The sequence below is a fragment of the Streptomyces angustmyceticus genome, assembly GCF_019933235.1.
GTDB classification, from domain to species: domain Bacteria; phylum Actinomycetota; class Actinomycetes; order Streptomycetales; family Streptomycetaceae; genus Streptomyces; species Streptomyces angustmyceticus.
Genome location: NZ_CP082945.1, coordinates 4,968,219 through 4,980,597 on the forward strand (window position 1 = coordinate 4,968,219; position 12,379 = coordinate 4,980,597).

Below are 12,379 nucleotides of genomic sequence, written 5' to 3' on the forward strand. Positions count from 1 at the left end.
CGCCGCCCCGTGGCCTGAACAGCACGGGGCCGGTTCCACCGCCGGGGGCGTCCGGATGTCCTGTCTGCCTACACTGGTCCGCCGATCGGCCGACCCAGCAGGAAGCAGAGAAGACACCGTGAGCGTCGCACGCGCAGCCGACCGGCCGCGGTCGACGACGAAGCCGCACCGCTGCGCTGCGCGGGCGGAGAAGCGAACAGACAGAGGGCACAGTGACTGAAGCGATCCTCCTGGTCGGCGGCAAGGGCACCCGGCTGCGCCCGTTGACGGTGCGCACGCCCAAGCCCATGGTCCCCGCCGCCGGCGTGCCGTTCCTCACCCACCAGCTGGCCCGCGCCCGGGCCGCCGGTGTGGAGCACATCGTCCTCGCCACCTCCTACCTCGCCGAGGTCTTCGAGCCGTACTTCGGCGACGGGTCGGCGCTGGGCCTGCACCTGGAGTACGTCACCGAGCACGAGCCGCTGGGCACCGGCGGCGCCATCCGCAACGTCGCCGAGCGGCTGCACTCCGGCCCCGACGACCCGGTCCTGATCTTCAACGGCGACATCCTCACCGGCCTGGACATCCCGGCCCTGGTCGACACCCACCGCACCGCCGGCGCCGACGTCTCCCTGCACCTCACCCGGGTCGAGGACCCGCGCGCGTTCGGCCTGGTGCCCACCGACGGCACCGGCAGGGTCACCGCCTTCCTGGAGAAGCCGCAGACCCCCGAGGAGATCGTCACCGACCAGATCAACGCGGGCGCCTACGTCTTCAACCGCTCGGTCATCGACACCATCCCGGCCGGCCGCCCGGTCTCCGTCGAGCGCGAGACCTTCCCCGGCCTGCTCGCCGAGGGCGCCCACCTCCAGGGCATGGTCGACTCCACGTACTGGCTGGACCTCGGCACCCCGCAGGCCTTCGTCCGCGGCTCCGCCGACCTGGTCCTGGGCCGCGCCCCGTCCCCGGCGGTGCCCGGCCGGCGCGGGGAGCGCCTGGTCCTGGAGAGCGCCGAGGTCGCCGGTGACGCCAAGCTCAGCGGCGGCACCGTCGTCGGGTCACGCGCCGTCATCGGCGCCGGCGCCCGGATCGACGGCAGCGCGGTCCTCGACGGCGCGGTCGTCGAGGAGGGCGCGGAGATCCGCGATGCGCTGATCGGCGCCGGCGCGCGCATCGGGGCCCGGACGGTCCTGGACGGCGCGGTCATCGGCGACGGCGCGCGGATCGGCGCCGACAACGAGCTGCGCGGCGGCATCCGCATCTGGTGCGACGCCGACATCCCGGCCGGATCGGTGCGCTTCTCCTCCGACCAGTAGGCCGGTCACCGGGCCCGGACGGCCGTTGTCCACAGGCCCCGCACCGCCCCGGCCGCATCGCCTAACCTGGCCGCATGCCCGCCCGCACCTGGCGTCCGCCCGGCCCGTTCGACCTGCACCGCACCCTGGGCGTGCTGCAGCGCGGGCCCGGCGACCCCGCGTTCGCGGTGCGCGGCGGCGAAGTGTGGCGCGCCTGCCGTACGCCCCAGGGGCCCGGCACGCTGCGCCTCGCCGCCCGCCCGTCCGCCGGGGGCGTGGAGGCCGAGGCGTGGGGGCCGGGCGCCGACTGGCTGCTGGACCACCTGCCGGGCCTGCTGGGGGAGTTCGACGAGCCCGCGGAGTTCACCGCCCGGCACCGCGTCGTCCATGAGGCCCGCCGCCGCCACCCCGGCGTCCGGCTCGCGCGCACCGGCCTGGTCCTGGAGTCGCTGATCCCCTCGATCCTGGAGCAGAAGGTCACCAGCGACGAGGCGTACCGCGCCTGGCGCCTCCTGCTGTGGCGGCACGGCGAGGCCGCCCCCGGCCCCGGGGAGCGGCTGCGGGTGATGCCCGACCCGCGCGGCTGGGCCCTGATCCCCTCCTGGGAGTGGCACCGCGCGGGCGTCGACGCCAAGCGCTCGGACACGATCCTGCGCGCGGTGCGGGCCGCCCGCCGGATGGAGGAGGCCGCGCGGATGGACCTCGCGGACGCCACCCGGCGGCTCACGGCCCTGCCCGGCATCGGCCCGTGGACGGCCGCCGAGACCCTCCAGCGCACCCTGGGCGCACCGGACGCGATCACGGTCGGCGATCTCCACCTGCCGAAGATCATCGGCTATGCCCTCACCGGCCGCCGCGGCACCACCGACGAGGAGATGCTCGCACTCCTCGCCCCCTACGAGGGCCAGCGGCACCGCGCGGCCCGGCTGATCCTGCTGTCCGGCCGCGTCCCGCCGCGGCGCGCCCCGCGGTTCCCCGTGGGGGACATCGCCCGCCTCTGACCCCGGGGCACAGCCGCAGGTCAGCGCACGACGATGAAGTCGTCGGCGGGCCGCGGGGGACGGGGCGCCGGCGCCGCCGCCGGATGCCCGACGGCCACCGCCCCCATCGGCTCCCAGTTCTCCGGGAGCCCGAGCACCTCGCGGACCACGTCCCGGCAGAACATCGTCGACGAGACCCAGGCGGAGCCCAGGCGCTCGCCGGCCAGTGCGACCAGGAAGTTCTGGATGCCCGCGCCGTGGGCCACCACGAACATCTCCCGCTCCGCCGCGCCGCGCCGGGCGTCGGGGTAGTCGTGCGCGCCGTCGGTCACCATGCACGGCACCGCCAGATACGGCGCGTTGCGCAGCACGTCGCCGCGCCGCACCCGCTGGGCGATGGACTCCTCCGTCCTGCCGTCCGCGCGCAGATCCGCGATCCAGGCGTCCCGCATCGCGTCCAGCAGCCGCTCACGCGCCGGCGCCGACTCCAGCAGGACGAACCGCCAGGGCGTGGTGTGGTGCGGCGCCGGGGCGGTGAGCGCCGCCGCCACCGCCCGCCGGACCGCCCCCGGGTCGACCGGCGCGTCACCGAAGGCGCGGACCGTGCGCCGCCCCGTCACCGCCTCGCGCACCGCCTCCGAGGTGCCCAGCCGGAACATGTCGTCCTCGGCGCCGCGCACCATGGCCCGCGCCCCGGCACCGTCGCCGGTCTCCTCGACGACATGGGGGAGGCCGCGCACCACCGCGACCGGCAGCCCGGCGGCCTTGCCCTTCACCAGGTCGCCCGCCGCGGCCAGTTCGTCGGCGGTGGCCACCACCGTCGCGCTGAGCGGATTGCCGTACGCGTCGGTGCCGCCGCGCAGGTCGTCCAGCACCCGTACCCCGGCGGCCCCGATGGCGACGTCGGTGAGACCGGTGCGCCACGGCCGCCCGGAGGTGTCGCTGATGACGACGCCGACATCGACGCCGAGTTCGGTGCGCAGGCCCGCCCGCAGGGCGCGGGCCGAGGCGTCCGGGTCCTCCGGCAGCAACAGCACCGTGCCCGAGGGGGTGTTGGAGGCGTCCACCCCGGCCGCGGCCATCACCAGGCCCTGCCGGTTCTGCACGATCCGCAGGGTGCCGCGCCGGGCCACCACCCGCACCGTCTCCGCGTCGATCGCCGCCTCGCGGTCGGCGGCCTCGACCACCCGCCCCTCGGCCTTGCTGACGATCTTCGAGGTCACCAACAGCACGTCACCGTCGGCGAGTTGGGGCATTCCCTCAGCCGTGGCCGCCGCGGCGACCAGCTTGACGAGGTCGTCGCCGGGCCGTACCTCGGGCACCCCCGGCAGTGCCCACACCCGGTACCCGGGCACCCCCTCGGGGTTGTTCACGCCCGGACCTCCTCGGCCATGGCCAGCGCCTCGCGCACCATCGCGGCCGTGGCGTCCAGGTCGGTCATCATCAGCGGCACGGCCCGGCAGCGGATCCCCGCCGCCTCGACCTCGGCCACCGCGCCGTCGTCCACGCAGTCCACCAGCCAGCCGTCCAGCAGCCCGGAGCCGTAGTGGCGGGCGACGGCCGCCGCGGTCGCCTCCACGCCCACCGCCGCCAGCACCTTGTCGGCCATCCCGCGCACGGGGGCGTCGCCGACGATCGGCGAGAGCCCGATCACCGGCACCCCGGCGTCCGCGATGGCCTCCCGGATACCCGGCACCGCCAGGATCGTCCCGATGCTGACGACCGGGTTGGACGGCGGGAACAGCACCACGTCCGCCGCGGCGATGGCCTCCAGCACACCCGGTGCGGGCTTGGCCTGGTCCGCGCCGACCGGCACCACGGCGTGCGCGGGCACCGAGGCGCGCAGCCGCACCCAGTACTCCTGGAAGTGGACCGCCTTGCGCTCGCCGGCCCCCGCGGCGGAGTCGCTGTCCGGCTCCGTGATCGCGACATGGGTCTCGACCCGGTCGTCGGACATCGGCAGCAGCCGCACGCCGGGCTTCCAGCGCGCGCAGAGCGCCTCGGTGACGGCGCTGAGCGGATATCCGGCGCCGAGCATCTGCGTCCGCACGATGTGGGTGGCGAAGTCCCGGTCGCCGAGCCCGAACCACTCGGGGCCGACGCCGTAGGCGGCCAGCTCCTCCTTGACCCGGAAGGTCTCGTCGGTGCGGCCCCAGCCCTGCTCCTCGTTGATGCCGCCGCCGAGGGTGTACATCACGGTGTCGAGGTCGGGGCACACCTTCAGCCCGAACAGATGGATGTCGTCACCGGTGTTGCCGATGACGGTGACGTCCGCGTCCGGAGCCGCTGCCTTCAGTCCCCGCAGAAAGCGGGCGCCGCCGATACCGCCGGCCAGAACCACGATTCGCATGGCCCCAGCATGGCAGGGGCCCGCGCCACCGTGTCAGGGGGCCAGTACCTCGGACGGGGCGGCCGCGCCCCCGGAGGAAGCGGCCTGACTGGGGTGCATCGGCATGTCGGTCAGGCCGGGGAAGTAGATGTGCAGGCTGACCGCCGGGGCCAGCGCGTCGTTGACGACCTCGTGGACGTAGCCGGGGGCGAACACCCGCTGGGCGCCGGCCGCGAGCGCGCGGGGGCCGGTCGCGGTGTGCTCGGTCAACTCGCCCTCCAGGACGGTCAGCACACCCGAGGACGCCCCGTGGTCGTGCCGCCCGCTGCCCTGGCCCGGCACCCAGCTCAGCAGCCACACCTCGTAGCCGACCGTGGCCTGGGGGACGGTGCGCAGCCGGTGGTACCAGCGCGTGGTGGTGTCGTAGCGGACGAGCGGCGCCCAGGCGGCGCGGTCGGCGGCGATGGAGCGGGCCAGCCCGGCGAATCCGGCGACGGTGGCCGGGTGGGCGGGGACGGGCGGCAGCAGGTGGGGGAGGGCGAGCGGGTCGCCGGCGATCTGGACGTCGCTGTTCATGGGTTTCGGATTCCTCGGCGGAAGTGCGGGGTGACGCTGCGGGGCTGCGGCACGGCGCGGGCTCTCCCTGTGGGGGCGTGGCGCGGCGACGCGGAGCAGGGGCGCTGCGGGGTGGTGCGAGCGGAAAAGCTGGAGCTCAGTGGCTACGACAGCTGGAACAGCGACAGCGGGCCTGCGCAGCGCAGAGCGACCCGTAGGCACGGGTCAGTCGGGGCGCGCGGGTCGCTGGCATGCGGTCAAGGAGACCGGGTTCACGCGGCGATGTCAACTGCATGACTGGTTTGCCGTAAATCTTTCACCTCATCCGGTTACTCCGCCCGGAGAAAGGTTTGTGCAGTAAGCGGCGCGGAGACATCGACCGGCAACCGCACCCCCAAACGCCTTTGCGGCCCTGTGATCCGTCTGTGATCTTCCCCGCTCCGGCGCGCGAGGTGCAACGTGAACGCCGCCTGATCGCGTCTTGATGAGCAACTGAGGATGCGCCGGGCGCCGAGCCCGACGAAGTGTCCTGGTTTTAACTGATTTGAACACTTTCCGCATACGCTTGGTTCCGCCGAGTGAATAAGAGGCCCAATAGCAGATCTCGGCTTGACTGGCCCGGATCACCACACTTGTAATTTCACTCGTGTCGTTCAGCCGAAATCGATCACGGCTTGATCACGGGGACGTAAAGACAGACGAGGGGCGCACATGACCGAGCTGTTCCAGGAATTGCTGGTCGAGGAGGCGGACGAGGAGCTCGGCTGGCAGGAGCGCGCACTGTGCGCCCAGACCGACCCCGAGTCCTTCTTCCCGGAGAAGGGTGGCTCCACCCGCGAGGCCAAGAAGGTCTGTCTCGCCTGTGAAGTCCGGTCCGAATGCCTGGAGTACGCGCTCGCCAACGACGAGCGCTTCGGCATTTGGGGCGGCCTGTCCGAGCGCGAGCGGCGCCGCCTGAAGAAGGCCGCCGTCTGACGATGACAGCGCAGCCGGCCGGACCGACCGGGCGCGGCCTCAGGGGCCACGCCGCCGTACCACCTCAACTCCCCATATCCCCCTATAGCGAACACTCCGCCTCCTGCGACTCGCGCGCCGGAGGCGGACTGCTGTGTACGGACCCGGTCGGGGCACCGGCGCGAACCATTAGTGTGGGGCCCCGTCCGAGATGCGCCGCCGCCCTGCCGGGCGCGCGCGTCGCCTCGTAGTCCGTCGCAGTGTCTTCCGGGGGCGGGGGCCCAGACTTCGCCGCGGGCCTTCGAACTCCCGGGTCCGGAGGGCCCGTACCTCGATGTCCGTGCACAGCCAGCCGGCCGCTCAGGCCGCCTCATATGCAGCCGCCGCCCCAGAGTTCCCGCGGCACGTCGTCACCGCCGTGATCGTCTCCCATGACGGTGCCCGCTGGCTGCCCGACGCGCTCACCGGCCTGCTCGGCCAGGAACGCCCGGTGCAGAACGTCATCGGCGCCGACACCGGCAGCGCGGACCGCTCCGCCCAGCTGCTCGCCGAGGCCATCGGGGACCAGCGGGTGCTGCACCTCGCCCGCCGCTCCGGATTCGGCACCGCCGTCGACGAGGCCGTCCGCACGGCCCCCGAACTCACCCCCGACGACCTGCCGTATCTGCGCCGCCCCAGCGGCTGGGACCCGGTCAGCCGCACCTGGCGCGACGAGGCGTACGACATGCCGGAGTTGCCGCACGGCGAACCGGTCCAGTGGCTGTGGCTGCTGCACGACGACTGCGCGCCCGAGCCGGACGCGCTCGCCGAGCTGCTGCGGGTCGCCGACGCCAGCCCCTCGACGGTCATCGTCGGCCCCAAGCTGCGCAGCTGGTACGACCGCCGGCAACTGCTCGAAGCGGGGGTCAGCATCGCCCGCTCCGGCCGCCGTTGGACCGGCCTGGACCGCCGCGAACAGGACCAGGGCCAGCACGACCAGGTGCGCCCGGTGCTGTCCGTCTCCACCGCCGGCATGCTCATCCGCCGTGACGTCTACGAGGAGTTGGGCGGCTTCGACCGCCGGCTGCCGCTGATGCGCGACGACGTCGACCTGTGCTGGCGCGCCCAGGCCGCCGGCCACCAGGTCCTGGTCGCGCCGGACGCGATTCTGCGGCACGCCGAGGCCGCGGCCCGCGAGCGCCGCCCCATCGACTGCGTCGGCCGCTCGGTCGCCAACCCGCACCGGGTCGACAAGGCCGGCGCCGTCTACACCCTGCTCACCAACGCCCGCGGCGCGGTCCTCCCGTACGTCCTGCTGCGGCTGCTGATCGGCACCTTCCTGCGGGTCATCGCCTACCTCGTCGGCAAGGTCCCCGGCCAGGCGCTGGACGAACTCGCCGGGCTCTTCGGCACCCTGCTGCGGCCCGGCAAGATCCTCGCCGCGCGCAAGCGCAGAGGCCGCTCCGCGGTCGAGGCGAGCGAACTGCGGCCGCTCTTCCCGCCCCCGGGCGCGACCGTGCGGGCCACCTTCGAGCAGGTCGCCGGCAACCTCGCCGGGCGGGCCGCGCCCGACGTGGCCTCGGCCGGCCGGCACGGCGCGGTCGAGTCCGGGCCCGGCGGCGACGACGCCGACTTCCTGGAGGTCGAGCAGTTCGCCCGGCTCAAGCGGATCGCCCGCAAGCCCGCACCGGTGCTCTTCCTCGTCCTGCTGCTGGTCTCGCTGATCGCCTGCCGCGGACTGCTCGGTTCCGGCGCGCTGGCCGGCGGCGCCATGCTGCCCGCGCCCGGCAGCGTGTCCGACCTGTGGTCGGCGTACGCCGACAGCTGGCACGCGGTGGGGGTCGGCGACAGCGCCTCCGCGCCGCCCTACCTCGCCATCGTCGCCTTGGTGTCGAGCGTCTTCTTCGGCAGCACCGGCTTCGCCCTCACCCTGCTGCTGGTCTGCTCCGTCCCGCTGGCCGGCCTCACCGCCTACTTCGCCTCCCGCCCGCTGGTCGCCTCCCGGCTGCTGCGGGCCTGGGCGAGCATCGCGTACGCCTTCCTGCCCGCGGCCGCCGGGGCGCTGGCCGGCGGCCGGCTGGGCACCGCGGTCCTCGCCGTGCTGCTGCCGCTGATGGCGCGCGCCGCCGTCGCGGCGAGCGGACTGCGGCTGCCGGCCGGCGTCCGGCCCAGCTGGCGCGCCACCTGGGCGTACGCGCTGCTGATCACCTTCACCATGGCCTTCACCCCGGTCGTCTGGCCGATCGCGGTGCTGCTCGGCATCGGGCTGCTGGTGCTGCGCTTCCTGGATGGCAGCCGGGACCAGCTGGCCGCCTACGGGCTGCGGTTCCTGGTCGTGGTCCTCGCGCCGCTGGTCGTGCTCGCCCCGTGGTCGCTGTCGCTGCTGACGCAGCCGTCGCGCTTCTTCCAGGAAGCCGGGCTCGGCTACGGCGCCGGCTCCGCCTCCGTGCTCGACCTCATCGGCCTCAGCCCCGGCGGCCCCAAGGCCGTCGGCGGGGTGCTGCTCTTCGGCATCGTGGCGGCCGCGCTCGCCGCGACGCTGCGCGACGAGCGGCAGCGCGCGATCCGCACCGCCTGGGCGGTGGCCCTGACCGGCCTGCTGCTGGCGGCGCTGGGCAACGGCTCCGGCTGGACCGGGCCCGCGATGCTCGTCTACGGCCTGGCCCTGCTGTGCGCCGCCGCGATCGGCGCCGAGGGCATCCGCACCCGGATGGCCAGCCTCGGCTTCGGCTGGAAGCAGCCGGTCGCCGTGCTGATCGCGCTGGCGTCCGTGCTCGCGCCGCTCTACGCGGCGGTCAGCTGGATGATCACCGGTGCCGCCGGTCCGCTGGAGCGGCGCAACCCGGAGCAGGTCCCGGCCTTCGTCGCCGAGGAGTCCGGCACCGCGGACCGGGCCCGCACCCTGGTCCTGGACGGCACGCCCGGCCATGTCGACTACTCCCTCGTCCGCGGCTCCGGCGCCGCGCTCGGCGACGCCGACCTGGCCGCACAGGCGGGCGAGGACAAGCGGCTCGCCGGCATCGTCGCCCACCTCGTGGCCGGCTCCGGCGCCGACCAGACCCGTCAGCTCGGCGGCTACGCGGTCCGCTACGTCCTGGTCAGGGACGGGGCGCCGCGCGAGATGGGCCGGGTCCTGGACTCCACCCCGGGCCTGACCCGGCTCAGCCAGGACGACGGCAGCTCCCTGTGGCGCGTCGACCGGCGGGTCTCGCGGGTCTCGATCGTCGCGGGCGGCGCCAAGGGCGGCGCCGGCGCCGGCGAGGCCGCGCCCGTCGCCGTGGCGGCCGGCCCGGTCGAGGCGCACACCAAGATCCCCGGCGGTGCCGGCGGCCGGGTGCTGCGGCTCGCGGACGCCGCCGACGAGGGCTGGCAGGCCACCCTCGACGGCACCCCGCTCAAGCCGGTGACGGTCGACGGCTGGGCCCAGGGCTTCGCCCTCCCCGCCGGCGGCGGCACCCTCGACCTCACCCACGAGAACCCGATCGGCCACACCCTCTGGCTGTGGGCGCAGGGCCTGCTCGCCGTCGTCCTGGTGGTCCTGGCGCTGCCGGGCCGCCGCCGGGAGATCGACGACGACCTGCCCGAGGACACGGCCGCCGCCCAGGCCGCCGCGGCGACCGGCGACGGCCGCCGGGCCCGCCGCCTGCGCGCCCAGGCCGAGGCCGCCGGCGCCCCCGACGCGGCCGGGGCCGGTGTCCCCGGGGCCCGGTCCGGCGAGCAGCCGCTCGACCCGACGGACGTCGAAGACCCCGCCCAGGACGCGCAGGGCGTGCCGCAGGCCGCCGCCCCCATGGCCGACGCCGACCCGTACGGGGCGGTGCCCCAGCAGCAGTCCTACGACGCCTGGCAGGCCGGAGCCCAGGGCGGGCCCGGCCACCCCGGCGAGCAGCAGCCCTACGCACCCGCCGACCCCTACCGGGCCGCGGAGTACGACGGGCAGCCCTACCCGCAGGCCGACCCCTACCAGGCCCCCGGCCCGTACGCCGACCCCTACCAGGCGGGCGCCTTCGACCCGTACGGGTACGGGCAGCAGCAGTACGGCGACGGCGGGCCGCAGCACCAGCAGCCCTACGACGACGGCGACCCGTATCCCGGGTACCCCGGCTCCTACCCCGAGCAGCGCCGTGACGGGAGCGACCAGCAGTGAAGCGCACCATGATGTCCCTGATCGGCGTGAGCGCGGCGCTGGCCGCCGTCACCGGCGTCGCCGCCGTGACCGGCCCGGCCGGCGGCGCCCCCGACGCGCCCCGCGGCGGCACCCGGCTGCCGGTCCAGCGCTCCGCGCTGCTGTGCCCGGCCCCGACCTCCTCCGAGGTCGGCGACACCACCTACACCGCCTTCGCCCCCAAGGGCGCCGCCGCCGGCGCCGGCACGGGCAAGGGCACCGCCCAACTGCTGCCCGCCGGAACCGTCCGGGACGACAGCGGCGCGGACGACGCGAAGGGCAAGGGCAAGAAGAAGACCAAGGGCAAGGGCGGCAAGGACGCCGGCGCGGACTCCGCCGCCGGGCAGACCGTCCCCCCGCGCGACACCAAGCCCGTCGCCCCCCTGCGGCAGGCGGGCCGGCCGGTCACCGCGACCACCGACCGCCCCGACGCCCCCGCCCTCGTGGGCACGGCGGACGGCTCCCTCGCCCCCGGCTGGACCGTCCAGCAGACCACCGCGGTCGCCGCCGGCTCCGGCCGCGGCCTGCTCGGCCTGGGCTGCACCGCCCCCGACACCACGTTCTGGTTCCCCGGCGTCAGCACCGCGACGGACCGCCAGGACTACGTCCACCTCACCAACCCCGACGACACCCCGGCCGTCGTCGACCTCGAACTGCGCGGGAAGGACGGGGCGTTGGGCGGCTCGGCCGGCGAGGACCTCTCCGTCCCGCCGCACACCACGGTCCCCGTCCTGCTCTCCACCCTCACCGGCGCCCCGACCACCAACGCGGCGCTGCACGTGCTCGCCCGCGAGGGCCGGGTCGGCGCCGCCGTCCAGGCGAGCGACGGCAAGCTCGGCAGCGACTGGCTGCCGCCCGCCGCCGACCCGTCGCCGAGCGTGGTGCTGCCCGGCGTCCCCAAGGACGCCACCTCCGTCCGGCTGGTCGCCCTCGCCCCCGGTGAGGCCGACGCCGACCTGAAGGTGCAACTGGCCACCCCCACCGGGATGATCACCCCGGCCGGCCTGGAGAACCTGCACCTCAAGAGCGGGATGACCACGGCGGTCGACCTCAAGGACCTGACCAAGGGCGAGGCCGGCTCGCTGGTGCTCACCCCCACCGACAGCCACTCCAAGGTCCCGGTCGCGGCCGCGCTGCGGGTCACCCGCGGCAAGGGCGCCAAGCAGGACATGGCGTTCATCCCCGCGACCCGCCCGGTCGTCGAGCGTGCCACCGCCGTCGACAACCGCGGCAAGGACAGCACCCTCTCGCTGGTCGCGCCCGAGAAGGGCAAGGACGCCGAGGTGAAGGTCACCGCGTCGGCCGGCAGCGGCGGCGGCACCCCGGTCACCAAGACGTACACGATCAAGGGCGGCACCAGCGTCGACATCGCGCCGCCGCGCCCGACGGGCCTGAAGGGGAGCTACGCCCTGACGGTGGAGCCGCGGTCCGGCAGCGGTCCCGTCTACGCCGCCCGCATGCTCACCCGGCCGCAGGGCGGGACGCCCGCCTTCACCGTCCAGCCGCTGCCCGACGACCGCGGCTCGGTGCTCGTCCCGACCGCGGGCCAGGATCTGTCGGTCCTGACGGACTGACCGCGCGCGAGCGAGCGGACCCGCGCTGCGGCCTCACTCCTGGCCGTAGCGCGGGTCCACCGACTCCGGTGCCAGCCCCAGCAGTTCGGCGACCTGCTCGACCACCACGTCATGGACCAGCAGCGCCCGCTCGTCACGGCCCTTGGTGCGGATCTCCACCGGCCTGCGGTAGATCACGATCCGGTCGCGATATCCGCCCGCGGCCGGCACCACCCGCCCCAGCGGCACGGTCTCCTCGTCGCCGGCCGCCTCCGGCCCGTCGTCCGGTCCCGTGCCGGGCACCTCCAGGACCAGGAAGTCGACCTGGGAGAGCTGCGGCCAGCGCCGCTCCAGCCGGTCCCGGGAGTCATAGACAAGATCCACGAACGCGTCGGCGCGGGTCACCGACAGCGGCACCTGCGGCGGCGCGATGGGGCCGCGCATGCCGCGGCCGTGGCGGTCGCGGCGGCGGATCCGCGGCTGTGCCGGTCGGGGAGGTACGGGAACGTCCATCAGGATCGAGCGTAGCCGCCGACCCCCGCCCGGCACCGGGGAGCGCGGCAAGACGTGGCATGTCGCCGGCTGACCGG

9 protein-coding genes are annotated in these 12,379 nt (G+C 75.1%); 5 read left to right on the forward strand and 4 right to left on the reverse strand.

The window, feature by feature from the left end; all coding sequences use genetic code 11:
• The first annotated feature begins 212 nt into the window (after positions 1–212).
• Together manB and K7396_RS22390 are read left to right on the forward strand one after the other, a co-directional pair.
• Complete coding sequence (manB, locus tag K7396_RS22385; RefSeq protein ID WP_086721051.1) at positions 213–1,295, forward strand: mannose-1-phosphate guanylyltransferase; 1,083 nt, start codon at positions 213–215, stop codon at positions 1,293–1,295.
• 74 nt (positions 1,296–1,369) lie between these two features.
• Positions 1,370–2,275, forward strand: a complete 906-nt coding sequence (locus K7396_RS22390; RefSeq protein ID WP_086721050.1) for a DNA-3-methyladenine glycosylase family protein — start codon at positions 1,370–1,372, stop codon at positions 2,273–2,275.
• Between the two features lie 20 nt (positions 2,276–2,295).
• Here K7396_RS22390 and K7396_RS22395 read toward each other — a convergent pair whose 3' ends face one another.
• The 3 genes from K7396_RS22395 to K7396_RS22405 are packed head-to-tail and all read right to left on the reverse strand — an operon-like array spanning position 2,296 to position 5,159.
• A complete protein-coding gene (locus tag K7396_RS22395; RefSeq protein WP_086721049.1) occupies positions 2,296–3,627 on the reverse strand; it encodes a coenzyme F420-0:L-glutamate ligase in 1,332 nt (443 codons plus the stop codon).
• Positions 3,624–4,604 carry a 2-phospho-L-lactate transferase gene (cofD, locus tag K7396_RS22400; RefSeq protein ID WP_086721048.1) on the reverse strand — a complete coding sequence of 327 codons (981 nt, stop codon included), beginning with the start codon at positions 4,602–4,604 and terminating at the stop codon, positions 3,624–3,626. The genes K7396_RS22395 and cofD overlap by 4 nt, the downstream gene beginning before the upstream one ends.
• 33 nt (positions 4,605–4,637) lie before the next feature.
• Positions 4,638–5,159, reverse strand: a complete 522-nt coding sequence (locus K7396_RS22405) for a cysteine dioxygenase (protein WP_152104873.1) — start codon at positions 5,157–5,159, stop codon at positions 4,638–4,640.
• 690 nt (positions 5,160–5,849) lie between these two features.
• On the opposite strand from K7396_RS22405, the gene K7396_RS22410 reads away from it, so the two are divergent.
• The 3 genes from K7396_RS22410 (at position 5,850) to K7396_RS22420 (ending at position 11,810) form a co-directional block, all read left to right on the forward strand.
• Positions 5,850–6,113: a WhiB family transcriptional regulator gene (locus K7396_RS22410; protein WP_003983763.1), complete on the forward strand. Its 264-nt coding sequence runs from the start codon at positions 5,850–5,852 to the stop codon at positions 6,111–6,113.
• A gap of 313 nt (positions 6,114–6,426) precedes the next feature.
• On the forward strand, positions 6,427–10,218 hold the full coding sequence (locus K7396_RS22415) for a glycosyltransferase family 2 protein (RefSeq protein ID WP_086721018.1): 3,792 nt from the start codon (positions 6,427–6,429) through the stop codon (positions 10,216–10,218).
• Entirely contained in the window at positions 10,215–11,810 is a 1,596-nt protein-coding gene (locus K7396_RS22420) for a DUF5719 family protein (RefSeq protein ID WP_086721017.1), read from the forward strand. Before K7396_RS22415 ends, K7396_RS22420 begins: the two co-directional genes overlap by 4 nt.
• Before the next feature lie 33 nt (positions 11,811–11,843).
• Here the strand turns inward: K7396_RS22420 and K7396_RS22425 are convergent, their stop codons facing one another.
• Positions 11,844–12,302 carry a metallopeptidase family protein gene (locus K7396_RS22425; protein ID WP_174886970.1) on the reverse strand — a complete coding sequence of 153 codons (459 nt, stop codon included), beginning with the start codon at positions 12,300–12,302 and terminating at the stop codon, positions 11,844–11,846.
• Positions 12,303–12,379 lie beyond the last annotated feature (77 nt).